The 23,517-nt window shown below is 69.4% G+C and carries 21 protein-coding genes; 7 read left to right on the forward strand and 14 right to left on the reverse strand.

Annotated features, from left to right (window positions below):
- Positions 1 to 16 precede the first annotated feature (16 nt).
- Entirely contained in the window at positions 17 to 739 is a 723-nt protein-coding gene (locus QM682_RS03300; RefSeq protein ID WP_415127058.1) for a double zinc ribbon domain-containing protein, read from the reverse strand.
- A 31-nt stretch (positions 740 to 770) separates the two neighbouring features.
- Between QM682_RS03300 and QM682_RS03305 the strand changes: the two genes are divergently transcribed.
- A complete protein-coding gene (locus QM682_RS03305; RefSeq protein ID WP_415127060.1) occupies positions 771 to 1,619 on the forward strand; it encodes a methyltransferase domain-containing protein in 849 nt (282 codons plus the stop codon).
- Positions 1,606 to 2,637 (forward strand): ferrochelatase, encoded by a 1,032-nt coding sequence (gene hemH, locus QM682_RS03310; protein ID WP_415127062.1) that lies wholly within the window; start codon positions 1,606 to 1,608, stop codon positions 2,635 to 2,637. Before QM682_RS03305 ends, hemH begins: the two co-directional genes overlap by 14 nt.
- Here hemH and QM682_RS03315 read toward each other — a convergent pair.
- Positions 2,634 to 3,179: a hypothetical protein gene (locus QM682_RS03315; RefSeq protein ID WP_415127064.1), complete on the reverse strand. Its 546-nt coding sequence runs from the start codon at positions 3,177 to 3,179 to the stop codon at positions 2,634 to 2,636. The genes hemH and QM682_RS03315 overlap by 4 nt on opposite strands.
- Before the next feature lie 72 nt (positions 3,180 to 3,251).
- Positions 3,252 to 3,908 (reverse strand): L,D-transpeptidase, encoded by a 657-nt coding sequence (locus QM682_RS03320; protein WP_415127066.1) that lies wholly within the window; start codon positions 3,906 to 3,908, stop codon positions 3,252 to 3,254.
- A gap of 227 nt (positions 3,909 to 4,135) precedes the next feature.
- Here QM682_RS03320 and QM682_RS03325 point away from each other — a divergent pair, with 227 nt between their 5' ends.
- Positions 4,136 to 4,708, forward strand: a complete 573-nt coding sequence (locus tag QM682_RS03325) for a CAP domain-containing protein (RefSeq protein ID WP_415127068.1) — start codon at positions 4,136 to 4,138, stop codon at positions 4,706 to 4,708.
- Positions 4,709 to 4,927: 219 nt separating this feature from the next.
- Here the strand turns inward: QM682_RS03325 and QM682_RS03330 are convergent, their stop codons facing one another.
- The 6 genes from QM682_RS03330 to QM682_RS03355 form a co-directional block, all read right to left on the reverse strand.
- Complete coding sequence (locus QM682_RS03330; protein ID WP_415127070.1) at positions 4,928 to 5,461, reverse strand: L,D-transpeptidase family protein; 534 nt, start codon at positions 5,459 to 5,461, stop codon at positions 4,928 to 4,930.
- A 73-nt stretch (positions 5,462 to 5,534) separates the two neighbouring features.
- Entirely contained in the window at positions 5,535 to 6,755 is a 1,221-nt protein-coding gene (locus tag QM682_RS03335) for a class I SAM-dependent RNA methyltransferase (RefSeq protein WP_415127071.1), read from the reverse strand.
- Positions 6,752 to 8,614 carry an ABC transporter ATP-binding protein gene (locus QM682_RS03340; RefSeq protein ID WP_415127073.1) on the reverse strand — a complete coding sequence of 621 codons (1,863 nt, stop codon included), beginning with the start codon at positions 8,612 to 8,614 and terminating at the stop codon, positions 6,752 to 6,754. The genes QM682_RS03335 and QM682_RS03340 overlap by 4 nt, the downstream gene beginning before the upstream one ends.
- Positions 8,611 to 9,816, reverse strand: a complete 1,206-nt coding sequence (locus QM682_RS03345) for a CCA tRNA nucleotidyltransferase (protein ID WP_415127075.1) — start codon at positions 9,814 to 9,816, stop codon at positions 8,611 to 8,613. The genes QM682_RS03340 and QM682_RS03345 overlap by 4 nt, the downstream gene beginning before the upstream one ends.
- Complete coding sequence (locus QM682_RS03350) at positions 9,813 to 10,409, reverse strand: NUDIX hydrolase (RefSeq protein ID WP_415127077.1); 597 nt, start codon at positions 10,407 to 10,409, stop codon at positions 9,813 to 9,815. The genes QM682_RS03345 and QM682_RS03350 overlap by 4 nt, the downstream gene beginning before the upstream one ends.
- A 1-nt stretch (position 10,410) precedes the next feature.
- Positions 10,411 to 11,433 carry an Hsp33 family molecular chaperone HslO gene (locus QM682_RS03355; protein ID WP_415127079.1) on the reverse strand — a complete coding sequence of 341 codons (1,023 nt, stop codon included), beginning with the start codon at positions 11,431 to 11,433 and terminating at the stop codon, positions 10,411 to 10,413.
- Between the two features lie 189 nt (positions 11,434 to 11,622).
- Between QM682_RS03355 and rpe the strand changes: the two genes are divergently transcribed.
- The 3 genes from rpe (at position 11,623) to QM682_RS03370 (ending at position 14,053) form a co-directional block, all read left to right on the forward strand.
- Entirely contained in the window at positions 11,623 to 12,315 is a 693-nt protein-coding gene (rpe, locus tag QM682_RS03360) for a ribulose-phosphate 3-epimerase (RefSeq protein ID WP_415127081.1), read from the forward strand.
- Between the two features lie 67 nt (positions 12,316 to 12,382).
- The gene (locus tag QM682_RS03365) at positions 12,383 to 13,579 is read left to right on the forward strand and encodes a 3-deoxy-D-manno-octulosonic acid transferase (protein WP_415127083.1); all 1,197 of its coding nucleotides are present in this window, start codon (positions 12,383 to 12,385) and stop codon (positions 13,577 to 13,579) included.
- 57 nt (positions 13,580 to 13,636) lie between these two features.
- Positions 13,637 to 14,053 carry a DUF1178 family protein gene (locus QM682_RS03370; RefSeq protein ID WP_415127085.1) on the forward strand — a complete coding sequence of 139 codons (417 nt, stop codon included), beginning with the start codon at positions 13,637 to 13,639 and terminating at the stop codon, positions 14,051 to 14,053.
- Positions 14,054 to 14,179: 126 nt separating this feature from the next.
- Here the strand turns inward: QM682_RS03370 and QM682_RS03375 are convergent, their stop codons facing one another.
- From QM682_RS03375 to QM682_RS03390, 4 genes are read right to left on the reverse strand one after another with little or no spacing between them, the layout of a single operon-like run.
- Complete coding sequence (locus QM682_RS03375; RefSeq protein WP_415127087.1) at positions 14,180 to 14,950, reverse strand: ABC transporter ATP-binding protein; 771 nt, start codon at positions 14,948 to 14,950, stop codon at positions 14,180 to 14,182.
- Entirely contained in the window at positions 14,947 to 15,990 is a 1,044-nt protein-coding gene (locus QM682_RS03380; RefSeq protein ID WP_415127089.1) for a FecCD family ABC transporter permease, read from the reverse strand. The genes QM682_RS03375 and QM682_RS03380 overlap by 4 nt, the downstream gene beginning before the upstream one ends.
- Complete coding sequence (locus tag QM682_RS03385) at positions 15,987 to 17,081, reverse strand: ABC transporter substrate-binding protein (protein ID WP_415127091.1); 1,095 nt, start codon at positions 17,079 to 17,081, stop codon at positions 15,987 to 15,989. Before QM682_RS03385 ends, QM682_RS03380 begins: the two co-directional genes overlap by 4 nt.
- Positions 17,082 to 17,134: 53 nt before the next feature.
- The gene (locus QM682_RS03390) at positions 17,135 to 18,541 is read right to left on the reverse strand and encodes an ATP-binding protein (protein ID WP_415127093.1); all 1,407 of its coding nucleotides are present in this window, start codon (positions 18,539 to 18,541) and stop codon (positions 17,135 to 17,137) included.
- A 134-nt stretch (positions 18,542 to 18,675) separates the two neighbouring features.
- On the opposite strand from QM682_RS03390, the gene QM682_RS03395 reads away from it, so the two are divergent.
- Entirely contained in the window at positions 18,676 to 19,506 is an 831-nt protein-coding gene (locus QM682_RS03395; RefSeq protein ID WP_415127095.1) for an alpha/beta hydrolase, read from the forward strand.
- On the opposite strand, the gene QM682_RS03400 is transcribed toward QM682_RS03395, so the two are convergent.
- Positions 19,507 to 23,379 carry an amino acid adenylation domain-containing protein gene (locus QM682_RS03400; RefSeq protein WP_415127097.1) on the reverse strand — a complete coding sequence of 1,291 codons (3,873 nt, stop codon included), beginning with the start codon at positions 23,377 to 23,379 and terminating at the stop codon, positions 19,507 to 19,509.
- Positions 23,380 to 23,517 lie beyond the last annotated feature (138 nt).

Here is a 23,517-nt window from a genome sequence, read left to right on the forward strand (position 1 = left end):
CTTTGTTTCCCCATACTTAGGTGTCCTTGATCGCTCGCGCCAGCACCACGACCGATACGGGGCCGGATCCCGCCCGCAAAAGTGCCTCGGTGGCCGCCGCCAGCGTCGCGCCCGAGGCCATCACGTCGTCGACCAGCAGCACCGCGCGGCCTTGCAGCGCCGCCGCCTGGCCGGACCGCACGGCCAGCGCGCCGGCAAGATTGGCGAAGCGGTCGTCCGCGCTGCCATGGTCCTGCATCGGGGTATGGCGCAGGCGGACCAGCGCGCGGGGCAGATGCGCCAAGCCGTGGACCCGCGCCACCCGCTGCGACAGAAGCGCCGCCTGGTTGTATTTCCGCCGTGCCAGCCGGCGCGGATGCAGGGGCACGGGCACGACGGCCATGCCCTGCCGCACCAGAGGCGCCGCCGCGCGCGCCGCCCAGTCCCCCAGCGCCGGCGCCAGGTCCAGCCGGTCGCCATGTTTCAGCATCAGGACCAGCTTGCGCCCGGTGCCGCGATAGGCCAGCGCGCCGCGTCCGCGCTGCCAGGGGCGCGGCAAGGCCAGGCAGTCGTCGCATAAAAGCCCCGCGTGATCGCCGCCGCCATCGTCGGGCAAAGGCACGCCGCAGCGCGAACAGCAGCAATTCCCCAGGAACTCAACCTCGTTCCAGCAGGTTGGGCATAGCGCGCCCTCTTCCGCGACGGGGGCGTCGCAGGACATGCATTGCGGCGGATAGATCAGCCGCAATGCGCCTTTCATCAGGGCGCGAAGCCCCCTATTGTGCGCCACCATGATGCCCGCCCGTCAAGATCCCGTTCCCAGCCTGACCGACCGTGCCGCGCTTTCGCGTAACCGGACCCGCGCCGACCGCATCGGCTTCGTCGACTTCCTGCATCGAATCGCCGCCGACGAGATCCAGGATAGACTGCGCGAGGTTAACAGAAGCTTTACCGACATTGCCGTCGTGACCGGGCATCCGAAATTCTGGGCGCGGGCCTTTCCCGCCGCCCGCATTCTGGCCGACGATCCGCGAATCGACCTGGCGCCGCAATCGCAGGATCTGGTGATCCATGCCATGGCGCTGCACTGGGCCGAGGATCCCGTGGGCCAGATCGCGCAATCGGCCCGCGCGCTGCGCCCGGACGGGCTTTTCATCGCCGCCTGTCCCGGCGGGCGCAGCCTTGCCGAGCTTCGTGACGTGATGACGCGCGCCGAGGCCGAGGTCTCGGGCGGGCTTTCCCCCCGCGTCCTGCCGATGGGCGAGATTCGCGACCTGGGCGGGCTTCTGTCCCGCGTGGGCCTGGCGCTGCCGGTAGCCGACCAGATCGGCCAAAGAGTCAGCTATCGCAGCCTGTTCCATCTGGCCCAGGATCTGCGTGCCATGGGCGAGGGGAACGCCCTTGCCGCCCGCCTGCGCCGCCCGACCCGCCGCGCCGTCCTGATGCACGCGGCGCGGCTTTATGCGCAGAACCATCCCGATCCGCAGGATTCCGATCGTATCCTGGCCAGTTTCGAACTGGTTTTCCTGACCGGATGGGCCCCCGATGCCAGCCAGCCCAAGCCTCTTCGCCCCGGTTCCGCAAGGATGCCGCTGGCGGATGCCTTGGCAAGCATGAGACAGCAGAATGATCCGACCTGAACACGCGCCCGCCGACCATCCCTTGCTGCCCACCCCCCGGATCGGAGTCCTGATCGCCAATCTGGGCACGCCCGATGGGCACGATTACTGGTCGATGCGCCGCTATCTGAACGAATTCCTGTCGGACCGCCGGGTGATCGACCTGCCGCGCTGGAAATGGCAGCCGATCCTGCAAGGCATCATCCTGACCAGGCGGCCGTTTTCCTCGGGGGCGAATTACCGCGCGATCTGGAACGAGGCGGCGAATGAAAGCCCGCTGATGACCATCACCCGCCAGCAGGTCGAGGCGCTGCGCCCGCGGGCGGCGGCGCTATGGGGCGACCGGGTCATGGTCGAGTTCTGCATGCGCTACGGCAATCCCTCCACCGCCTCGGTGGTGGACCGCATGGTCAAGGCGGGCTGCGAGCGGATCCTGTTCTTTCCGCTTTACCCGCAATATGCCGGAGCGACCTCGGCCACGGCGAATGACCAGTTCTTCCGCGCCCTGATGGAGCAGCGCCGCCAGCCCGCCGCGCGCACGGTCCCGCCCTATTTCGACCGCCCCGACTATATCCGGGCGCTGGCGGGCTCGGTCCGGCGCGCGCTGGGGGGCAAGGTGCCGGCGCGGCTGGTCGCCAGCTATCACGGCATGCCCAAACGCTATCTGATGCAGGGCGACCCCTATCATTGCCAGTGCCAGAAAACCTCGCGCCTGCTGGCCCAGGAGCTGGGCTGGCCACCCGGCGTGATCGACACCAGCTTCCAATCCGTCTTCGGGCGCGAAGAGTGGTTGCGTCCCTATACCGTCCAGCATGTGGCCGATCTTGCGCGTCAGGGCGTGACCGGGATCGCCGTGATCTCGCCCGCCTTCTCGGCCGATTGCATCGAGACGCTGGAAGAGATCCAGGGCGAGATCCGCGAGGCGTTCCTTCATGCCGGAGGCAAGGAATTCACCTATATCCCCTGCCTGAACGCCGAGCCTGACCATATCGAGGTCCTGACCCGCATCATCGCCGAGAATCTGGGCGGCTGGATCTAGGGCGCTGCCCGCGTGATTTCATAGCTGCACGCGAAAGATGCGGCGGCGATGCGATAGACATCGCTGGGGTCGGCGGGGCTGCCGACGATGGCATCGCCCGCGCGGGCCACCATCTCCTCGCCCCAGGGGGCGGCGAACGTATAGGGGCCTTCGCCCTGGGGGATGATGAAATAGCCCATCTCCTGGCCTTTGGGGCGGTATTCCCGCCAGCCGCCGGCGGCCTGGCTGGTCGCCTCGTAGCGATCGGGGAATTTCGCGGCCGAGACCAGATATTCCTCGTTCCCGGTCTGTGGGCAGCGATTGCGCACGACCTGATCGCCCGGCTGGGCGGGCTTGCTGCGGGTTTCGATCCCTTCGCCCCGGATCAGGGTGACGATGACCTCGCCCGGCTGCGCGGGCCGCGCGTCGACAGGCTTCGTCTTGCGGGCCAGGCCCGTCCGCCCCTTGGCGGCGTGGTCGGCGAACCGGGCTGCCATGTCCATCTGCTCGGCCAAAACCGGCAGGGGCAGGGCCAGGATCAGGGCAAGGATGGGGGCTCTCATGGCGCCTCGAAGGGGTCCGGGCGGGGAGCCCGCCCTTGGGGTGGAAAAAGGGGCCTTTCGGCCCCTCTTGCGTCAGATCACCAGGACCTGGGTGCCAAGGGTGGTCAGTTCGAAAAGCTGCTCGATATGCTCGTTGTAAAGCCCGATGCAGCCGTTCGAGGATTTCCGCCCGATCTTGCGCGTGTCATGCGTGCCGTGGATGCGGTAATACTGCCAGCTCAGCCACAGCGCGCGGGTGCCCAGCGGATTGTCGGGACCGGCGGGCACGAAATCGGGCCATTCGGGATTGCGCTTCTTCATCTCGGGGGTGGGGGACCAGGTGGGACCCTTGACCTTCTTGATGATCTCGGTGCGGCCGGTGCGGGTCAGATCGGGGCTGACCGGAACCGAGGTCGGGTAAAGTTTGTAGACCGACTGGTCGGCGGACCAGAAATGCAGCGCGCGCGAGGTCAGGTCCACCAGGATCGCGCCATTGGTCAGATCGCTGAAATAGGGCTGCCAGTCCTGCATGTGAAAGCTGGAGATGTTGCGCCGCGAATCCTGCGTGGCGTCGTATTGCACCATGCCCGCATCCGGGGTCGCGCCGCCCGCCGCGCCGCCGACGACCGGCTGGCCGGTATAGGGGTCGATGGACTGGGCAAGGGCCGGGGCCGCCAGGCCCGCCGCGCCCATGGCCAACGAGGTGGTCAGAAAATTCCGTCGAGAAACCGTAGTCTTCGGCTTCATCATCTGTATCGCTCCTAAGAACTGGTCATGGACCGCCTGACGCGGCCTTCTTTGCCCGATTTGAAATGAGGTCGTGGGTCGCGCATACGCCGGTGCCCGGATTCGTTCAATTCAAACCAGCGTCATTGTCGCAACATAGTCGCAGCCTGTTGCGCTCACGCAATCTTGGGTTTGAAGCGTCTTTCCGGCTTTTGTATGGCTGTCCCAAACTCATCCGGGACAGAATGATCATGCTGAAAATTACAACCATTGCGCTGGTCTCCGTGCTGGCCTTGTCGGCCTGCCAGAGGGCGGGGCAGCCCCAGCTCGGCCCCGACGGCAAGCCTTTGCCCGTGGCCTACAAGATCACCGCCCAGGAAGAGACGCAGATCGGCCCGCGCGTGCTGGGCCAGATCAACGCGCTGCGCGCCAATCTGGGCGCAACGCCGGCGACGCTCAGCCCGATGCTCGATGCCGCCGCCAAGGCTCATGCCCGTGACATGGCGGCGCAGAACCGGGCCTGGCATTTCGGATCGGACGGCTCCTCGCCGCTGGACCGGATCCGGCGGCAGGGCTACTCCGGTCATCTGATCGGCGAAAACATCTCGGAAACCTACGAGAACGACATCACCACCCTGAACGCCTGGATGCAGAACCGCGACACCCGCGACGTGATCATGGATCCACGCGCGACCGATGTGGGCATCGGCTGGTATCAGGAACCCTCGGGCAAGATCTGGTGGGTGCTGCTGACCGGGGGCATGAACGCCCAGCCCATGGCGACCGCGGGTTTCGTCGGCGCGGGCGCGACCCCGGCATTGTAAGCCACGGGATCACCCCGGAAAATGCGTGAAGGGCGGCCCCGCCGCCCTTCCCCACCCATCTCCGGGACGCGCGGCCGCCGAAGCGCATTCAGGGTTGCCGGATGTCGCCGCCCTTCCCTATCGCCAAGGCGCGACCCCAAGGCCCTTCTTCGTTTCCCAAATACCCGCCGGCCTCGCCGCCCGAAGGTCAGGGTGCCGGCGAAAGGCGTCCGCCGCCTCTCAGGGATAAATGAACACCGGCACCCCCGGCGAGAGCATGGCGAAGATTTCCTCGATCTCGTCGTCGCGCACGGCGATGCAGCCGGCGGTCCAGTCGCGGCGCTGCTGGGCCAGCCTCTGACCTTCGGGGCCAAGGCCGTGGATCATGATGTCGCCGCCCGGTCGCAGGCCCATCTGCGCTGCATGGGTGATGTCCTGCGCCGAGGGATAAGAGATCCCGACCGACAGGTGATAGCGGCTGCGCGGGTTCTTGCGGTCGATGAAATACAGCCCCTCGGGCGTCCTGCCGTCGCCCTCGTATTGCTTGGCGCCGGCGGGCTGGCTGCCCAGGCTTACGTCATAGCTGCGCACCACCTCCCGGCCCGAGACGAGATACATCTTGCGCGCGCCCTTCTTGACCACGACCTGGGTGACCGGTGGCCCGTCATAGGATTTGAACCTGTTGTCCGCGCCAAGGCCGCTGTCGCCGCCGCCACAACTTGCCACCAGCGCAACCGCGACCAACGCGATCCATGCGCGAACTGCCCGTATCATCCACTGCCCCTTATGCTGTGCCCAAGGGCACGCCTTGTTTTCAGAGGATAATAACAGAGGGGTTAAATATTCGCTAGCGTCGGCGAATTTCCGCCACGGTCTCGACATGGGGCGACCAGCGGAACTGATCGACCACATAAAGCCGGGAAATTTCCCAATCCGCCTCGGCAAGAATCCGCGCGTCTCGGGCGAAAGTCACCGGATCGCAGCTGATCCAGGCCAGGCGCCGCACCCGCGACGCGGCGATCTCGCGCGCTTGGGCCTCGGCCCCGCTGCGGGGCGGGTCGATCACGATCGCGTCATAAGCCAGTTCGTCGCGCAGCAGGGGGCGGCGGGCCAGGTCCCGGATCTCGGTGGTGATTCGGCGCAGGCCGGGGGCTTGGCGCGCGCCTGCCTCAAGCGCGGCCAGGGGCGCGGCCAGCCCCTCGACGGCATGCAGTTCGGCGGTCTCGGCCAGGGGCAGCGTGAAGGTCCCGCAGCCCGCGAAAAGCTCCAGGATACGAGCCGTCCCTTGGGTGAATTCGCGCACCGCCGCGACCAGCGCGGCCTCGCCCTCGGCGGTGGCTTGCAAAAAACCGCCCGCAGGCGGAACGACACGCGCGCGCCCGAAGGCCAGGGCGGGCGGGCGCCGGGTCAGCGACTGCCCGTCCCAAGTCAGCCGCGCCAGATCGCCCTTTTCGGCCAGACCCGCCAGCGCCTGGAACAGCCCCGGCTCAAGCGGCTTGCCGCCGGTCACGGTCACATCCAGCCCCGCGCCGCTGTCCACCACCGTGATCGCCAGTTCCCCCGCGCGCGATGCGCCCGCGACGACCATCTCGCGCAGCAGGGGCAGCGCGGCCAGGATCGCCGGGCGCAGCACCTGGCAATCGGCCAGATCCACCACCACATCCGAGGCGCGGGCGTGATAGCCCAGCAGCGCCCCCTTTTTCGTCCGCCGCCCCGAAAGCACCGCTCGCCGCCGCGACCGGGGCGGCGAGACATGGACCCCCGCGATCGGTGCCGCCAGCCCCTGCGCGCGCAGAGCCTCGGTCACGACGCCGACCTTCCAGCCCTTCACGAAATCCTCCGAGCCATGCATCAGCGTGCAGCCGCCGCAGGCGCGGTAATGCGGGCAGGGCGCCCGGACCCGCTGGGCCGAAGGCGTCAGGACGCGCGGGGCGGCGATGCGCCCGGCCTCGGCCTCGCCCTGGATCACCTCGCCGGGCAGGGTCAGCGGGGCCAGCGCCCGCCGCTCGCCGGAAATCGCCACGCCATCGCCCTTGCGCCCCAGCCGGGCCACGGTCCATTCGGTCACTGCGCGGCCTCGGTGATCTCATCCTCGTCCGTGCCCAGGAAACCGCCCGACTGGCGGCTCCAATAGCGGGCATAGGTGCCGCCTGCGGCCAGCAACTCGGCATGGCTGCCCTGCTCGACGATCCGGCCGGCCTCCATCACCACGATCCGGTCCAGCTCGGCGATGGTGGAAAGCCGGTGGGCGATGGCCAGCACGGTCTTGCCCCGCATGGCGCGGTGCAGGGCGTCCTGGACCTGGGCCTCGACCTCGCTGTCCAACGCGCTGGTCGCCTCGTCCAGGATCAGGATCGGCGCGTCCTTCAGAAGCGCGCGGGCCAGGGCGATGCGCTGGCGCTGCCCACCCGAAAGCTTCACCCCGCGCTCGCCCAGATGCGCGTCGTATCCCTTGCGGCCCATATGGTCCTGAAGGCCCAGGATGAACTCATGCGCCTCGGCGGCCTTGGCGGCGGCGACGACCTGATCCTCGCTTGCGCCGGGGTGGCCGTAAAGGATGTTGTCGCGAGCCGAGCGGTTGAACATCGCCGTTTCCTGCGTGACCATGGCGATATTGCGGCGCAGGCTTTCCTGCGTGACCTTGCGCAGGTCGTGGCCGTCCAGCCGCACCGCGCCGCGCTCGACATCGTAAAGCCGCAGAAGCAGGGCCACCATGGTCGATTTTCCCGCGCCCGAGGCGCCGACGACGCCCAGCTTCTCGCCCGGCGCGATGTGCAGATCCAGGTCGCGGATGCCGCCTGCCCCCTTGCCATACGAGAAATCCACATGGTCGAAGTCGATCCGCCCGCCGACCCGGCCCAGGGACAGCGCATCCGGCGCGTCGGTCAGGCCATGCGGCGGGGCCAGCGTCCTCATGCCGTCCTCGACCTCGCCGATGCTACCCCAGACGCCCATCAGCGCCATGCTGACCCAGCCGGTCATCTGCGCCAGCCGCATCGAGACCGCGCCGGCGGCGGCGATATCGCCCGCCGTGGCCAGCCCGTCGCGCCACAAAAGCAGCGTGCCGCCGATCAGCACCACGGGCAGGACGCCGGCGATGAACATCAGCGAAAAGCGGAACCAGGTGCTGACGCGGCCGAAATCCAGTGCCCGCTCGCGAAAGCCGGCCATGGCGCCCAGGGCCACGTTTTCCTCGTGATCGGCATGGGCGAAAAGCTTGACGGTCTTGATGTTGGTGATCGTGTCCACGACCTGGCCCGTGACCATGGCCCGCGCCGAGGCCCGGCTGGCCGAGCGGGTGCGGATGCGGGGCAGGAAAAAGCGGATCAGCACGACATAGCTGCCCAGCCAGGCCAGCATCGCGACCGCCCCCCATCCGTCGACCGAGACCAGGAACGCCGCCGAGCCCAGGATCGAGGCCAGCGCAAAGGCCACCACGTTCACGAACTCGGTCGCCACATCGGTGACGGCGCGCGCGGTCTGGGTCTGTTTCTGGGCGATGCGGCCCGCGAAATCATTGTCGAAGAAGGTGACCGAATGGCCCATGGTCCAGCGATGCAGCCGCGACAGGACCAGCGGGAACAGGTTCGGGCCGATGATGACGCTGGAACTGGCGGTGGACAGGCCGAAGACCAGCGGCCGCACGACCAGGAAAAAGATCACGAAGCCCAGCACCATCGGGCCGTTCTGGGTCAGGAACGTCTGGGGCGTGCTGCCGACGACCGCATCCACGACATGGCCCAGAAGCACCGCCGAGACGACATCCGCGATCCCGCTGAGCGCCGAGGCCGCCGCCGCGACCGTCAGCCCCGGCCATGCCCCCGAGAGGCACCAGCGGAAAAAAGCCAGCAGCATGCGCGGCGGCGGGCCTTCCGCCGGGCGGAAGGCGTCGATCATCCGGCCAAAGCGGAAATGCAGGTCGATCATCGCGCCCCCTCGCGGTTGGCCGGGCCGGCGGCATGCGTGGGGTGCTTGTCATCCGATAGGGCGATGGCGCGCAGACGCTCGCCGCTCAGGCGGAAACCGCTGGCGACAAAGGCGTGCTCGGCGCGCTTCAGCGCACGGCCCAGGGCGGGACCGGACAGATGCGGCATCAGATCGCGGGCGGAAAGCGGCAGCTTGGCTTCGGCCCCGCGCGCCAGCGCATGGCACCAGCCGAAGGCGGGGGCCGTGCCCCTGGCCGCGCGGATCAGCACCGATTGCGCCGCAACGACCCTGCCGAAGCGATAGGCGGCCTCGGGGCCGGTCTGGTCCAGCGCGGCGGCGATCTGCTCTTGCATGCGCGCCTCGTCCCGCGACAGGCGCAGGTCGGCCGCGGCGTCGTCGGGCGCCAGCAGCGCCAGGCGGCGCGGCCAGACGGGCAGGGCGCCGGTGCCGAAATCGCGCTCGGCCTCGATCAGATCGGGCAGGTCCGAGGCGTCCGCGCCGGGCAGGACCAGCGGCAGCACCCCCGCCTCGGCCATCAATGCCAGCGCGCGCGAGGGGTCGGGCGCCGAAAGCAGCTTGCGCATCTCATGCCCGATCCGCTCGCGCGAGATCGCCTGCAAACCGTTGCGAAGCTCGCGGCAGGCGGCAAGGGCGTGCAGATCCGCCTCGCGGCCATAGCAGGCGAGAAAGCGATAGAAGCGCAGGATGCGCAGATAATCCTCGGTGATCCGGGCGCGGGGATCGCCGACAAAGCGCAGCCGCCGCGCGGTCAGGTCGGGAAGGCCGCCCACGGGGTCCAGCACCCGGCCCGAGGCGTCGGCGTAAAGCGCGTTCATGGTGAAGTCGCGGCGGCGGGCGTCGTCTTCCAGGCTGCCGGAAAAGGCCACGATGGCGTGGCGGCCGTCGGTCTGGACATCGCGGCGAAAGCTCGTCACCTCATAGCTCTTGCCCTGGGCGATCACGGTGATCGTGCCATGTTCGATGCCGGTGGGCACGCTGCGCAGGCCGGCGGCCTGGGCCAACTCGATCGTGCGGCCGGGCGGGGCCGATGTCGCCAGGTCGATATCGGCGACCGGCTCGCCCAGGACGGCATTGCGCACGGCGCCGCCGACGATCAGGGCCTGCTCGCCCCCCGCCGCCAGGGCCTCCAGCACCTGCCGCAAGCCCGCATCCTTCAGGAACGGCGCGTTGATCCAGGTCATGCGTTCAACCTTTCGCAGAGCGAATGCAGCACCCGCGCGGTGGCGCCCCATATGTAGTAAGGCCCCCAGGGGGCGACGTAATAGGACCGCCAGCCGCCGCGCCAGCGCCGCCTTTCGATCCGGTAGCTGGCCGGGTCGGCGAGATGGGCGAAGGGCACGCGAAAGACCTCCTCGACCTCGCCTGCCTCGGGCCTGGGGTCGAAGCGGCCCCGGATCAGGCCCAGGACCGGGACCATGGCGAAATTCGTGACCGTGCGGTGCGCGGGCAGGGTGCCCAGCACCTCGACCTGGGCGGGGTCCAGCCCGACCTCCTCATGCGCCTCGCGCAGGGCGGCGGCGATCTCGTCGCGGTCCTCGGGATCGACCTTGCCGCCGGGCAGGGCGATCTGGCCCGGATGGTTGCGCAGGCTAGAGGCGCGCTTGGTCATCACCAGCCGCCCGGCTTCGTCGAAGGCGGCCAGCACACCCGCCGGTCGCAAGGGCACCTCGCCCGGAGGCAGGGCGTCGAAATCGTAATCCGAGGACGGCCCCGCCGCGACCGACAGCGCCGCCCGCAGCCGGTCGCGCAGCAGATCTTGCGGCGTGCCGAGCATGCTATTGCGCCGCCTGCGCGGGGGGCAGCCGGGGAGGCAGCGGATGGCCGGATTCGTCCACCACCGCCTCGAAGCCCAGGCTCAGCGGGTCGAATTTGTAATGCGCGCCGCAGAACTGGCAATCCGCCGTCACCACGCCCCGATCGTCGATCATGTGCGAGATGTCCTTTTGCGAATAGATCGACAGCGTGCCCCGCACCTTGTCGGCGCTGCACGAGCAGCCGAATTCCAGCGCCTGGCGGTCGAAGGCGGCGGGCTCTTCCTCGTGGAACAGGCGATAGACCAGATTCGGCAGCGGCAAGGCGGGATCGACCAGTTCGATCTGCTCGACCGTGGCCATCAGCATGGATGCGCGGGTCCAGTCCTCGGACTGCGCGCCTTGCAGGATGTCGGCGGATTCAAGCGCCTCGCCTGCTTGCTGCCCCACCGGCTGGGCGGGCAGGGTTTGCAGCATGATTCCGCCCGCGCGCCAATGCTCGGCGGGCTGGCCCGCCATGCGAGAGCGCCCGACGGTCAGTTCGAACCTGGTGGGCAACTGCTCGGACTGGGCGAAATAGGTCTGCGCGCAGGTGGAAAGCGAGCCGCCGGCCAGCGGCGTCAGCCCCTGATAGGGGGTCGTGCCCTCGCCCTGGTCGATCAGCACGGCGAAATAGCCCTGCCCGATCTGCTCGAAGCCCGCGCCGTCGCCGGCCAGCCGCTCGGGGTCGAAGCTGGCCCAGGCGCGGATGCGCGCGGGGGCGCCGTCGGTGGCGGGGGCATAGTAATCCGTCGCGATGGTGCGGATCGCGCCATTGCCGCGCACTTGCAGCGACAGCTTCCAGCGCAGCTTGATCGTCGGGCCGATCAGCGCGGCCAGCGTGACCAGTTCCGCCAGCATGGCGCTGACGGCGTTCGGGTAGTCGTGGCGCGACAGGATATGCTCAAGCAGCGGACCTGTCCGGGCCACGCGGCCGCGCACGCCCGAACGCTCAAGCTGAAAGGGCAACACGGCGTCGTCCCAGGAAATGTCCTTTGTCTCAGGCATGATGGTTCCTTCGGATGGATTGCGCGGCCAAAGGGGAAGGCCCGCGCCTTGGCCCCCAATATAGGCCGAAAGCCCGAAAGCCCAAGAGGGGGCGCGCCGATGGCCCCGTTGACGCCCGAAGGCCGTTCCACGATAACCGGGGGCCAGATCCGAAAGGCCCGCGCCGGCCGCCGCAAAAGGGACGCCCCGATGAGTTTCGACCGCAAGATCAAGATCGCGCCCTCGATCCTGTCCGCCGATTTCGCCAATTTCGGCGCCGAGATCCGCGCGATCGAGGATCAGGGCGCCGATTGGGTGCATGTGGACGTGATGGACGGGCATTTCGTGCCGAACCTGACCTTCGGTCCGCCGGCGGTCAAGGCGTTCCGGCCCCATGTCCGGGGCTTCATGGATGTGCATCTGATGATCGCCCCGGTCGATCCCTATATCGAGGCTTACGCCGAGGCCGGCGCCGACATGATCACCGCCCATCTTGAGGCCGGGCCGCATCCGCACCGCACGCTTCAGGCGATCCGCGCGACCGGCCGGAAGGCGGGGCTGGCGCTGAACCCCGGCACCCCCGCCGAGGCCGCGTCCGAGCTTCTGGACCTTTGCGACATGGTTCTGGTGATGACGGTCAATCCCGGTTTCGGCGGGCAGAAGTTCATCGCCTCGCAACTGGGCAAGATCCGGCGCCTGCGCCAGATGATCGGGGATCGGCCGATCCATGTCCAGATCGACGGCGGCTGCGATCCGGCGACCGCGCCCTTGGTCGCGCAGGCCGGGGCGGATGTGCTGGTCGCCGGATCGGCGGTGTTCAAGGGCGGCTCGGTGGATGCCCCGCAGGTCTATGGTCGCAATATCCGCGCCATCCGCGAGGCCGCCGAGGCCGGGCTGCGTTGAACCCCGCCCCGCCCCGCGCTAGGCTGTCGCCGTATTGCGGGAGGATCGGCGTGACGAAAGGGCGGGCATGATCTGGCGCGGCGCCTCGGCGGTGATCGGGACCGGCCTGCGTCTGGCCGCCCCGTTCGCGGGGGCGGACCTGCGCGAAAGGCTGGCGCTGCGGGGACCGGACGTGGTGCCGGGCGGGATCTGGCTGCACGCGGCCAGCGTGGGCGAACTGACCTCGGCCCGGCTGCTGGCCGAGGCGCTGGCCGCCGAATTTCCCCTGACCGTCACCACGAACAGCCTGACCGGGCGGGATCTGGCGCGCAGGCTGGGCTGGAAGGCCGCGCTTGCCCCTCTGGACGTGCCCCAGGCGGTCGAGCGTTTCCTGCACCGGGTCGAGCCTTCGGTCCTGGTCACCGTGGAAAACGAGCTTTGGCCCAACCGCTCGGCCATGGCGCATGCCCTGGGCGTGGCGCAGGTGGTGGTGGGCGCGCGGATCTCGGCCCGCTCGGCCGCGCGCTGGTCGCGCCTGCCTGGGCTGATCCGCCCCATGCTGTCGCGCATCGACGCGCTTTCCGCCCAGGACGCCGGCAGCGAAGAGCGTCTGCTGCGCCTGGGCTTGCCCGCCGGCAGCCTTAGCACAAGGCTGAACCTCAAGCTGCTGGGGCCGGCGCAGGTCCAGCCGCCCGACGATGTGGCGGGTCGCGGCCGGACGGTGCTGGCCGCCTCGACCCATGAGGGCGAGGACGGGCCGGTGCTGGACGCCTTCATGGCCGCGCGCCAGGTGCTGCCCGAACTGCGCCTGATCCTGGCTCCGCGCCATCCCGACCGGGGCGATGCGGTGGCCGCGCTGATCGCGGCGCGCGGACTGCCTTTCGGGCGTCGAAGCCAGGGGGCCGAGCCGGGCGAGGATGTGCTTCTGGCCGATACATTGGGAGAGATGGCGCGCTGGTATCAATCCGCCGCGATCTGCGTCACCTGCGGCTCGTTCGCCGACCGGGGCGGGCATACCCCGTGGGAGCCCGCCGCCTGGCGCGCGGCGATCCTGCACGGCCCACATGTGGCGAACCATGCCGCCGATTATGCAGATCTGGACGCGGCGGGCGCGGCCGAGGCCAGCAGCGCGCGGGACCTGCCCGCCGCCCTGACCGCGCTGGCGGGCGATCCCCTCCGTCAGCGCCGCATGGGCAAGGCCGCGCGCGAGATGCTTCTGACGCGGGCGGGCGATCCCTCGGCCCTGATCGCGCGTATCCTGACGCTGGCGCGCGGGGCGCGATGACCCGGATCTTGCATAATGTCCCCAGCCGCCAGATATGTATCGGAGAAGGGAGCCGACATGATCCGCTATGATCTGCGCTGCGACAAGGGCCACGATTTCGATGGCTGGTATCGGGATTCCGAAGGGTTCGACCGCCTGCGCAAGGCCGGTCAGGTCGCCTGCACGCAATGCGGCTCGGTCCAGGTGGAAAAGGCGCTGATGGCGCCGCGCGTGGCGGCCTCTCGCGGTAAGCCGGACCTGTCCGCCCCGGGCACCCCGCAGGAACAGGCGCTGGAAAAGCTGCGCCGCCAGATCGAAGAGAATTCGGATTACGTCGGCATGTCCTTCGCCGCCGAGGCCCGCGCCATGCACGAAGGCCGCGCGCCCGAGCGCGCCATCCATGGCGAGGCCCGGCTGGACGAGGCGAAGGCCCTGCTGGAGGATGGCATTCCCGTCGCCCCCTTGCCCTTCCGCAGCCGCCAGCGCACGAACTGACGGGCGGCGGGCGCATCTGGGGGCGCATCCGCGGACCTGTCTGCGGGCCAAGCTTGTCTGCAAGCTTGCCTGAGGGCCCCGTCCCCGTCCCCGTCCCCGTCCCTGTCGCGAAGGGGCCGGGCCCTGCTAGCGCCCGATCTCTCCGTCGATCATCACCATCAGCCGCCCGCGTGAGCAGCGTTCGACGCGCGCCTCGACGCCATAGACCTGAGCCAGCAGTTCCGGCGTCAGCACCGCCTGGGGAGGGCCATGGGCATGCACCTTGCCGCCATGGATCAGCACGATCCGGTCGGCCCATTGCGCGGCCAGCGCCAGATCGTGCAGGACGGCGGCGACGACGCGCCCCTCGCCCGCCAGGCGCCGCAATTCGGACAAAAGCCGCACCTGCCGCGCCAGGTCCAGCGCGCTGGTCGGCTCATCCAGCAGAAGCAGGCGCGGATCGCGGGCGATGGCCTGGGCCAGGCTGACCATCTGCCGCTGCCCGCCCGACAGCGCGTCCAGCCGCTCCAGCGCCAAGGGGGCGATGCCCAGCTTGTCCATCGTTTCCAGCGCCGCCCGCTCGGCCTGGGGGCCGGGCAGGTCCAGGCCGGCGCGCAGCGCGGCGATCACCGTCTCAAGGGCGATCAGCGACGAGCCGCCGGGCAGGCTTTGCGGCATGAAACCCACCAGCCGGGCACGCGCGGGCGCGGCAAGCTGGGCCAGATCCTGCCCGTCCAGCGTGACCCGGCCCCGATGCGGCACCAATTGGGCGATGGCGCGCATCAGCGTGGATTTCCCGGCGGCGTTCGGCCCGGCCAGGACGGTCAGCTCTCCGGCGCGCATGGGCGGCAGGGTCAGCCCCGCCAGCACCTGCCGCGCGCCGAAGCGAACCGAGATGTCGCCGACCTCAAGGCTCATCCGCGCCGTCCCCGCAGGATCAGCGCGAAAAAGACCGGCAGGCCGATCAGCGAGGTGACAAGCCCCACCGGCAGCATCACCCCCGGCACGATGGTCTTGGAAAGCGTCGAGGCCAGCGACATGATCAGCGCGCCGGTCAGGATGCTTGCGGGGATGAAAACGCGGTGGTTCTCGCCGACCAGCATGCGCGCGATATGCGGCCCGGCAAGGCCCACGAAGCCGATGACGCCCACCATCGAGACCGCCGCCGCTGACAAAAGGCTGACCCGCAGCAGGGTCCAGCGGCGCAGGCCGCGCACATCGACGCCGAAGCTGCGCGCCTGATCCTCGCCCAGGCGCAGGGCGGTCAGCCGCCAGGCGGCACGGAATGAGAACGGCACCGACAGCGCCAGCACCAGCGCGACCAGCGCCACCCCCGACCAGCGTGCCGAGGTGAGGCTGCCCATGGTCCAGAACACCAGTTGCTGCAAGGCATCCGCCGAGGCCACGAACTGGATCAGCGAGATCAGCGCCATGGCGGTGAAGTTCAGCGCGATGCCGAACAGGATCAGCACCTCGGGACCGCCGGCGCGCAGCCGGCCCAGAAGCTGCAACAGACCCAGCGATCCCATGGCGAACAGGAAGGCATTGCCCGTCACCCCCCAGGCGGGGGGCAGGCCGGGCAGGGTCATGCCCAGCACGATCGCGACCCCCGCGCCCAGGGCGGCGGCCGAGGAGACGCCCAGCGTGAACGGCTCGGCCAGGGGGTTTTCCAGCACGGTCTGCATCTCGGCCCCGGCCAGCGCCAGGCTGGCGCCGACCAGCAGCGCCATGCAGGCCACGGGCAGGCGCACGTCCCAGACGATGACCTGCGTGCCCAGCGGCACCTCGGCGCCCAGCAGCGCCCGCACGGTCTGGCTTAGCGGCAGGCCCGCCGGGCCGGTCACAAGATCCAGCAGCAGCGCGGCCAGCGCGGCAAGGCCCAGCACGCCCACCAGCACCGCATGGCGCCGGCCCTGCGCCTGATAGCGGCCCAGCAGGCTTTCGGTCGTGTCGGTCATCGTTGCGGCTCCACCCACCAGGTGCCGGGCACCTGCACGGGCAGGAACTCGGTCTCGATCCGGTTCAGCGTGTCCTGCGGATCGACATCCGCGAACAGGTCGGGGTGGAAGGTCTTGGCCAGGTATTCGATCAGCGCGATATGCACGGGCGAATCGTTGAACATGTGCCAGACGCCCGCCGTCCGGCCCTGCTGGACCGCGCGCAGCGAGGCGAAGCCGGGCGCCGCGATCAGCGTCTGAAAGCTGGTCCGCGCCTCGTCCTGCGAAACGCCCGAGCCAAGCACCAGCCCGCCGCGCGCCGCCATATGCGTGCCGCCGGTCGCGACATAGATATCGGGATCGGCGCCGATCAGATATTCCAGACTGACATTGCCCAGCACCGTCTGGACGGTTTCCGAGCCGATATTGCGCCCGCCCGCCGTCTCGATGAAATCCTTGAACACGCCCGAGCCGACGGTCGCACAGCAGCCGGTCGGCGCCGCATGGACGTGGAAGAACACCCTGGGGCGCGGGATCGCCGGATCGGCCAGGCGCTGGCGGATGCGGTCAAGCCGGGTCTGGTAGAAATCCGCGAAAGCCTCGGCCCGGTCCTCGGCCCCGGTCAGGGCGCCCAGCAGCCGCAGGCTGGGGATCGAGTTCTCCTGGGGGTGCGAGAAGAAATCCACGAAGGCAACCGGGATGCCCGCCGCGTCAAGCTGTTCCTGCGCCAGCGTCATCGCCGGATCGTTGCGGTCGATCAGCGTCAGCACCACCAGATCGGGCTGAAGCGCGATCACGCTTTCCACCGATAGGCCGCGATTGCCGGCGCCGACCGGCCTGATGGCGTCGATGGCCGGGAATTTCGCCCGATAGGCCGCCATGGTCGGCGGGTCCAGGGGCTTGTCCAGCCGCCAGCCCGCGACCAGCGCCACCGGATCGTCATGGATCAGCCCCAGGACCGAAAGATGCCGCCCCTCTCCCAGGACGATGCGGCGGGCGGGCTGGGGCAGCGTGACCTCGCGGCCCAGGATGTCGGTCGCCCGCAACTCGGCGTGGGCCGCGCCCAGCATGGACAGCAGCGCCATTGCGGCAAGAAGCGAACGAAGCAGCATCGGCGGACCTTCTGGGTGGAATGAAAGGGCCGGGAAAGACCCGGCCCGAACAGTTACTCGGATTTGGGGGTGATGCGCCAGATGCGGTCCCCGGCCTCGTCGTCTTCGCCGCGCGATTTGTTCACCGCCCAGACATTGCCGTTGCCGTCGGCGCGAAGCTGGTTCGGGAAGCCGCCGGTTTCCAGGTTCGCGACGATCTCGCCCTTGGTGTCGACGACCGCGATGGTGCCCGCGCCGCGATTGGCGATGAAGGCCAGGCGGCTCTTCGGCTCGAACGTCACGTTCAGGGGCGTGGCGCCCACATCCACGTCATGCAGCGTCTCGCCGGTTTCGGCGTTCAGGATCAGCAGGTTGTCGGTTTCCTGCGAGACCACGAAAAGCAGATTGTCCACTGCGTCGAAGGCCACGCCCGCGCCGATCTTGGAGCGGGGCAGCGCGAACACCTTCGCCTCGCCGGTCTTCAGATCGACGATGGCGGCCTCGGGGGTGTTGTAGCTGACCGTGGCAAGCTTGCCATGTTCGGCGTCGATGTCCAGCGCCATGGCGCCGAAGGTCTCGCCCCGGATCTCGGAGGGGATATGGATCGGCTCCAGCGTCTCCAGCGTCTTGGTGTCGAAGACCACCAGATCCGGGCCGAAGCTGGTCGAGGCGTAGGCGCGGCCATTGGCCTCGTCCACCACCACGTCGCGGGCATGGGTGACGGTGCCGGGATCGAACTGCTTGACCAGCGACAGGTCGGATTGCTTATAGACCGCGACCGTGTTCTGGCGTGTGTTGGTGGTCCAGACCGTCTCGTTCACGTCGTCGACGGCAACGCCATAGACCGCGTAAAGCCCGCCGGGGGTGCCGTCCTTGCCGGGGGCCTCCGCCGGATTGATGCGGCTTGCCACCTCAAGGGTCTTGGGGTCCAGCTTGACCAGCGCCGATTCCTTGATCGGCGGGCGCCCCACGGCCGAGGTCACGAAGACCGCGCCGGATTTGGCGCTTTCGGCGACCTGATACAGGCCCGGATTGACCGGCTTGCTTTCGACGGTGAACTTGTCCTCGCCCGAGGCCGGCAGCTTTTTCGAGATCTTCAGGTCGGCGACGGCGGCGCTGGCGGGGTTCTCGGTCGCGATGACGATGGGTTGCAGCCCCAGGGCGGCGGCTTCGTCCACGGCGATGGCATGGCTGAATTCGCCCTTTTCATCTACGGTGATCGGCTCTTTGTTCAGCACCGTCGCGCCGCGCAGCAGCGTCACCTTCTGGCCCGGTTGCAGCTTCGAGCCGGTCACGATCGCCTCGCCGCCCGGATAGATCGGCATGCCGCGCACGGCGCCGATGATGCGGATCTGGCCATTAAATTCGGTCGCGGACGGGGTAAACACGCTGTCGGCCAGGGCCGGGCCCGCGGCCAGCCCGAGCGCCAGGGCCGAGGCCCCGAGCAGGTGGCGGATATTCAGCGGAAAAGTCAATTGCATGTCGTTCTCCTATGTATAAATGGCACTTGGCTGACCGCGGGGCGTGGCTCATGTCGGGCGGAAACCTATATTTCTGACTGGTCTTGTCAACTAAGACTTGGCGCGTCAGAACCATACAAGGACAGGAGGGCGGGATGTCGAGACTGGGGAATGTCGGACCCGATCATGCGCGGGGCGAAGCGGCGCTGTGCGTCTTCCAGACCGGCGCTCCCAGCCACGAATTGCGGCAGGTGACGGTGCCCGAGGGGCCGGGGCACCGGCTTTTCCTGGCCATTCCCAAGGCACCGCCGCCGTCGCGGGGCTGGCCGGTGCTTTACATGCTGGACGGCAATGCCGCCTTCGACTTCCTGACGCCCCAGCATCTGGCCCTGGCGCCGGGCCTGGTGCTGGCGGGGGTGGGCTATGACACGGATCGCCAGTTCGCCCGCGAGCTTCGGACGCTGGATTTCACCGCCCCGGACGGTCCGGGCGACGGGCTGCGGCCCGATCACGTCCATGCTGGGCGGATGGCGGGCGGGGCGGCTATCTTTCACGACCGGCTGACCGGCCCCCTGCGCTTCGCGGCCGAGGCGGGGCTGCCCATCGACGCCGCCCGGCGCACGCTTTGGGGCCATAGCTTCGGCGGGCTTTTCACGCTTTACGCGCTTCTGGCGCGGCCCTGGGCCTTTGCGAGGTATGCGCCGATCAGCCCCTCGATCTGGTGGGACGAGGCGCTGATCCGCCGCATCGCCGCCAAGGCCCCCGCCGCCCGCCTGCCGCTGCTGATGGCCGTGGGCGACCGCGAGAAGCGCACGGGGTCGGACGGGCCGCCGCCCGATGGGCCGCCCCAGGCGACGATGCGCTTTTTCGACGACCTGCGGGCGCATCCGGGCCATCGGGCCCAGGTGCATGTGCTGCCGGGACATGCCCATATCCAGACGCTGGCGGGCTCATTTCCTCTGGTCCTGCCCTTCGCGGCCGCCTGATCACCACTCGGCCAGCCGCCGGGCCAGTTCCGGCGCGATCAGGTCCACCGCCTGGGGCGAGGTCATCTGCGCATGCAGAAGCGGCAGGTCGACCACCTCGATCCCCGCCGCGAGATCCCGCCACATGTCGGGGGTCAGCGCGGTGCCCGCATGATCCAGCGCGGCGCGGAAATGCAGCAGGCGTCCCGCATGGCGCCGGTGGCGATGCGCGCGGATCATGGCATTGGTGCGGGTCACGGTGCGGACCACCCCGTCCAGGACCGAATTCGGCAGCGCCCCTAGGGCCGTGTCGCCCTTGCGCAGGAAGGCCATGACCTTTTCGCGGTCGTCCAGTTCGGGATGCCCCTCGGGGTCGTGGCCCGCGATGGCCAGAAGCGCGCGCAGGGCGGCGATGGGATCGGGTTCGGGTTCGTCGCGCCAGGCATCGGCGGGATAGCTGTCCAGAAGCGCCACCAGCCCCGCTTGCCGCCCCATATCCGCCAGCGCCACGGCCATTTCCTGCGCCAGGATCCCGCCCACCGACCAGCCCGCCAGATGGATCGGCCCCTGGGGCACGATCTCGGCCGCGCGGGCGGCGTAAAGCCGGGCCAGGGCGGCAAGGCTGTCCGGCGTGCCGCTTTCCGCCGTCAGGCCGGGATGCTGAAGGCCCAGGACCGGCCGCTGAGGTGCCAGCCGCCGCGCAAGGCCGCGATAGCCCCAGGACAGGCCCCCGGCGGGATGGATCAGAAACAGCGGCGCGGCCGGCGCCTTGCCTTGGGCAAGCTGGATCAGCAGGCCCAGACCGTCATCGCCGGGCCCGCCCGCATCCAGCGCGGCGGCAAGGCTTGCCAGGATCGGCTGCTCGAAGATCGTGCCCAGGCCCGGATCGCGGCCCGTCTCGGCCTCGATGGCCTGGGCCAGGCGCACGGCGGACAGGCTGTCCCCGCCCAGGGCAAAGAAATCCGCCTCGGCGGGGGCGGGCTGGGGCAGATGCAGGATAGAGGCGAAAAGCCGCGCCAGCATCCGTTCCGAAGGCGTGCGCGCCTGGCGTCCCCGCAAGGCGAATTCCGGCGCGGGCAGGGCCTTGCGGTCCAGCTTGCCGTTGGCGGTGACGGGCAGGGCGTCCAGCGCCACCTCGGCCTGGGGCAGCATATAGGCGGGCAGGCTGGCCGCCAGCGCCTCGGCCAGCGCGCCGGGCCGCCAGCCGGGGCCGGGCACCAGATAGGCCACCAGGCGCTTTTCCCCCGCATGATCCTCACGCGCCAGGACGACGCATTCGCGGGCCAGGCCCGAGGCCATGGCCGCCGCCTCGATCTCGCCCAGCTCGATGCGCAGGCCCCGGATCTTGACCTGATGGTCCGAGCGGCCAAGATAGACGACCGCCCCGTCGGGGCGCAGCCGCGCCAGGTCTCCGGTCGCGTAAAGCCGGCCCTCGGGCGTCTCGACGAAGCGTTCGGCGGTCAGGTCGGGGCGGCCCAGATAGCCGCGCGCAAGCTGCACGCCGCCCAGGTAAAGATGCCCGGCCAGGCCCGGCGGCACCGGGCGCATGCGCTCATCCAGAACCGCGAGGCGGGTGTTCCAGACCGGATGGCCGATGGGGATCGGATTGCTGCGATCCTCGGGCGCGGCGGGCCAGTAGCTGACATCCACCGCCGCCTCGGTCGGGCCGTAAAGGTTGTGAAGCTGGGCCGTGATGCGGGCATGGAAGCGGTCGCGCTGATCCGCCGTCAACTCCTCGCCCGAGCAGAAGACGCGGGCCATGCACACCCCTTCCGAGGCGGGCGCGGCCAGAAAGGCCGACAGCATCGAGGGCACGAAATGGCAGGTGGTGATGCCCTGGTCCCGGATCAGGGCGGCGATGGCGGCGGGGTCGCGATGCGCGCCGGGCGGCGCCATGACCAGTTCGGCCCCCGCGATCATGGGCAGGAAGAACTCCCAGACCGAGACATCGAAGGTGGCGGGGGTCTTTTGCAGGATGCGGTCGCCGGCATCGATGCCGTAATGCGCCTGCATCCACAGCAGGCGGTTGACGATGGCGCGATGCTCGACCGCGACGCCCTTGGGCGCGCCGGTCGAACCCGAGGTGAAGATCACATAGGCCAGATCGTCCGGCGCCGGTCCGGGCGGGGCATCGCCCCGTAAGGGCCAGTCCTGCGGCATCAGCAGGGGCGTGTCGCCGGGGAAAAGCCCGCGCAGATCGGCCGAGGTCAGCACCGCGACCGGCCGCGCCTGCTCCAGGATCCGGGCGATGCGCTGGGGCGGATGGTCCGGGTCCAGCGGCAGATAGGCCGCCCCCGCCCGCAGGCAGGCCAGCAGCGCCACGGGCAGGTCCAGCCCCCGCTCCAGCGCCACGGCGACGATGCGGTCGCGCCCCGCCCCCATCGCGGCCAGTTGCGCGGCCAGCGCGGCGCTGCGGCGGTCCAGTTCGGCATAGCTAAGGCTTTGGGCGCCGAAGCGCAGCGCCGGCTTGTCGGGCGCGCGGGCCATGGTGTGCGCGATCAGCGCGGCCAGCGTGGTGTCGGGCAGGGGATGGAGCGCGGCCCGCGCCTGATCGCGCTGCGCCGCGATCTCGGCCGGGCTGGCGGTCGGAACCTCGGCCAGGGTCCGGGCCTGCAAGGCCGCCGCCAGAAACGCCTCGATCCGGGCGCCATGGGCAGCGGTCTCCCCGGGCGAGTAAAGCGCGGGGTTCGCGTCCACCTCGAAGGTGATCCCCGAGGCCGGATCCCCCCGGAAGGTCAGCGTCAGGTCATCGACCGCGCCCGCGCCCAGGATATGCAGGCGGCAGTCCAGCCCCGGAAACTCCGGCGCCTTGTCGAAGGGCTGGACATTGACCAGCGGCCCGTAAAGCCGCCGCGTCCCGCCGACAAGGCCCAGTTCGCGCCGCAGCGCCTCGCTGCGGTAAAGCCCATGGCGACGGTGCCGGGCCATGGATTTCGACTGCGCGGCCAGCCATTCGGGCAGGGCCGTGTCCTCGTCCAGCGCCAAGCGATAGGGCAGCACGTTCATTGCCATGCAGGGCAGGTCCGCGATGCGCCGGCCCATCCGGGCCATGAAGGGCAGGCCGATCACCGCCTCGCCCCCGGTCCAGCGCGCAAGATAGGCCCCCGCCAAAGCGTTCAGCACATCCGGCCAGCCCAATCGGTGCCGGGCCGAGAACTGCGCCAGCCTGTCCAGCAGCGCCGGGTCCAGCCGCCGGCTGTCGCGCAGGAAGCCATGTCCGCTGACCGCCCGGCCCGGCGCGGGGCCGGTCACCTCGGGCAGGCCGCGCATCTGTTCATGCCACCAGGCGCGGTCCTGCGCATGGCGGGCCGAGCCCAGATATTCCGCATCCTCCTCGGCGGCGGTTGAAAGCGGCGGGAAAGGCGCGGGCGCCGGTCCCCGGCCCAGCAGCGCGGCGTAGTGCCGGGCGATGCGGTTCGTGACCAGGACCATGCCATAGCCGTCGATCGCCAGGTGATGGATGCGCTCGTAAAGGAAATGCCGCTCGGCGCTTAGCGCGAAAAGGGTGAAGGCGGCGGCAGGCTCGGCATTCAGCCGCAGCGGGCGGGTGCTGTCGGCGCGCATCAGGGCCAGGGCCTGACCCTCGGCATCGGGCTGAACCGAAAGATCGGCAAAGCCCAGCATCGGCGGCGCCCCCTGGATCTGCGCCGGACCATTGGGGCCGGTCAGGAAGCGCAGAGACAGGGCCGGTGTCTCGGCCAGGGTGCGCGTCAGGGCCAAGGCCAGCGTATCGCGGTGCAGCGGCCCCAGGATTTCCAGATATTGCCCGGTATTCAGGATCGGATTCAGGGGATCCAGCGCCTGGGCATACCACAAGCCCTCCTGCGCCTGGGTCAGGGGCATCGGCGCGGGGGGTGGGGGCGTCACGGTTGCGTTCATCTGGGCTCGGGTCATGGGCAGTCGTGCAAAGCGGCGCGGCAGGTTATCGGGATAACCGTGCTGGCCTGTGGTCCGCTTTTCCACTATTCCTCTTGCCAGCTTTTCCGGTGGTCTAGGTTGGCCGACAAAACGAGTCAATTTCAAGCCGCAGGT

Origin of the sequence: Paracoccus sp. (in: a-proteobacteria) (assembly GCF_047605025.1) — a bacterium.
In the GTDB taxonomy this organism is placed as follows: domain Bacteria; phylum Pseudomonadota; class Alphaproteobacteria; order Rhodobacterales; family Rhodobacteraceae; genus Paracoccus.

What these genes read in the sequence shown, in the direction of transcription:
- rpe (WP_415127081.1), top strand. Translation starts at nt 11,623, where the DNA reads ATGAGTTTCGACCGCAAGATCAAGATCGCGCCCTCGATCCTGTCCGCC.
- QM682_RS03315 (WP_415127064.1), bottom strand. Translation starts at nt 3,179, where the DNA reads ATGAGAGCCCCCATCCTTGCCCTGATCCTGGCCCTGCCCCTGCCGGTT.
- QM682_RS03390 (WP_415127093.1), bottom strand. Translation starts at nt 18,541, where the DNA reads ATGCAATTGACTTTTCCGCTGAATATCCGCCACCTGCTCGGGGCCTCG.
- QM682_RS03365 (WP_415127083.1), top strand. Translation starts at nt 12,383, where the DNA reads ATGATCTGGCGCGGCGCCTCGGCGGTGATCGGGACCGGCCTGCGTCTG.
- QM682_RS03320 (WP_415127066.1), bottom strand. Translation starts at nt 3,908, where the DNA reads ATGATGAAGCCGAAGACTACGGTTTCTCGACGGAATTTTCTGACCACC.
- QM682_RS03355 (WP_415127079.1), bottom strand. Translation starts at nt 11,433, where the DNA reads ATGCCTGAGACAAAGGACATTTCCTGGGACGACGCCGTGTTGCCCTTT.
- QM682_RS03345 (WP_415127075.1), bottom strand. Translation starts at nt 9,816, where the DNA reads ATGACCTGGATCAACGCGCCGTTCCTGAAGGATGCGGGCTTGCGGCAG.
- QM682_RS03325 (WP_415127068.1), top strand. Translation starts at nt 4,136, where the DNA reads ATGCTGAAAATTACAACCATTGCGCTGGTCTCCGTGCTGGCCTTGTCG.
- QM682_RS03305 (WP_415127060.1), top strand. Translation starts at nt 771, where the DNA reads ATGATGCCCGCCCGTCAAGATCCCGTTCCCAGCCTGACCGACCGTGCC.
- QM682_RS03395 (WP_415127095.1), top strand. Translation starts at nt 18,676, where the DNA reads ATGTCGAGACTGGGGAATGTCGGACCCGATCATGCGCGGGGCGAAGCG.
- QM682_RS03375 (WP_415127087.1), bottom strand. Translation starts at nt 14,950, where the DNA reads ATGAGCCTTGAGGTCGGCGACATCTCGGTTCGCTTCGGCGCGCGGCAG.
- QM682_RS03370 (WP_415127085.1), top strand. Translation starts at nt 13,637, where the DNA reads ATGATCCGCTATGATCTGCGCTGCGACAAGGGCCACGATTTCGATGGC.
- hemH (WP_415127062.1), top strand. Translation starts at nt 1,606, where the DNA reads ATGATCCGACCTGAACACGCGCCCGCCGACCATCCCTTGCTGCCCACC.
- QM682_RS03385 (WP_415127091.1), bottom strand. Translation starts at nt 17,081, where the DNA reads ATGCTGCTTCGTTCGCTTCTTGCCGCAATGGCGCTGCTGTCCATGCTG.
- QM682_RS03300 (WP_415127058.1), bottom strand. Translation starts at nt 739, where the DNA reads ATGAAAGGCGCATTGCGGCTGATCTATCCGCCGCAATGCATGTCCTGC.
- QM682_RS03350 (WP_415127077.1), bottom strand. Translation starts at nt 10,409, where the DNA reads ATGCTCGGCACGCCGCAAGATCTGCTGCGCGACCGGCTGCGGGCGGCG.
- QM682_RS03380 (WP_415127089.1), bottom strand. Translation starts at nt 15,990, where the DNA reads ATGACCGACACGACCGAAAGCCTGCTGGGCCGCTATCAGGCGCAGGGC.
- QM682_RS03340 (WP_415127073.1), bottom strand. Translation starts at nt 8,614, where the DNA reads ATGATCGACCTGCATTTCCGCTTTGGCCGGATGATCGACGCCTTCCGC.
- QM682_RS03330 (WP_415127070.1), bottom strand. Translation starts at nt 5,461, where the DNA reads ATGATACGGGCAGTTCGCGCATGGATCGCGTTGGTCGCGGTTGCGCTG.
- QM682_RS03400 (WP_415127097.1), bottom strand. Translation starts at nt 23,379, where the DNA reads ATGACCCGAGCCCAGATGAACGCAACCGTGACGCCCCCACCCCCCGCG.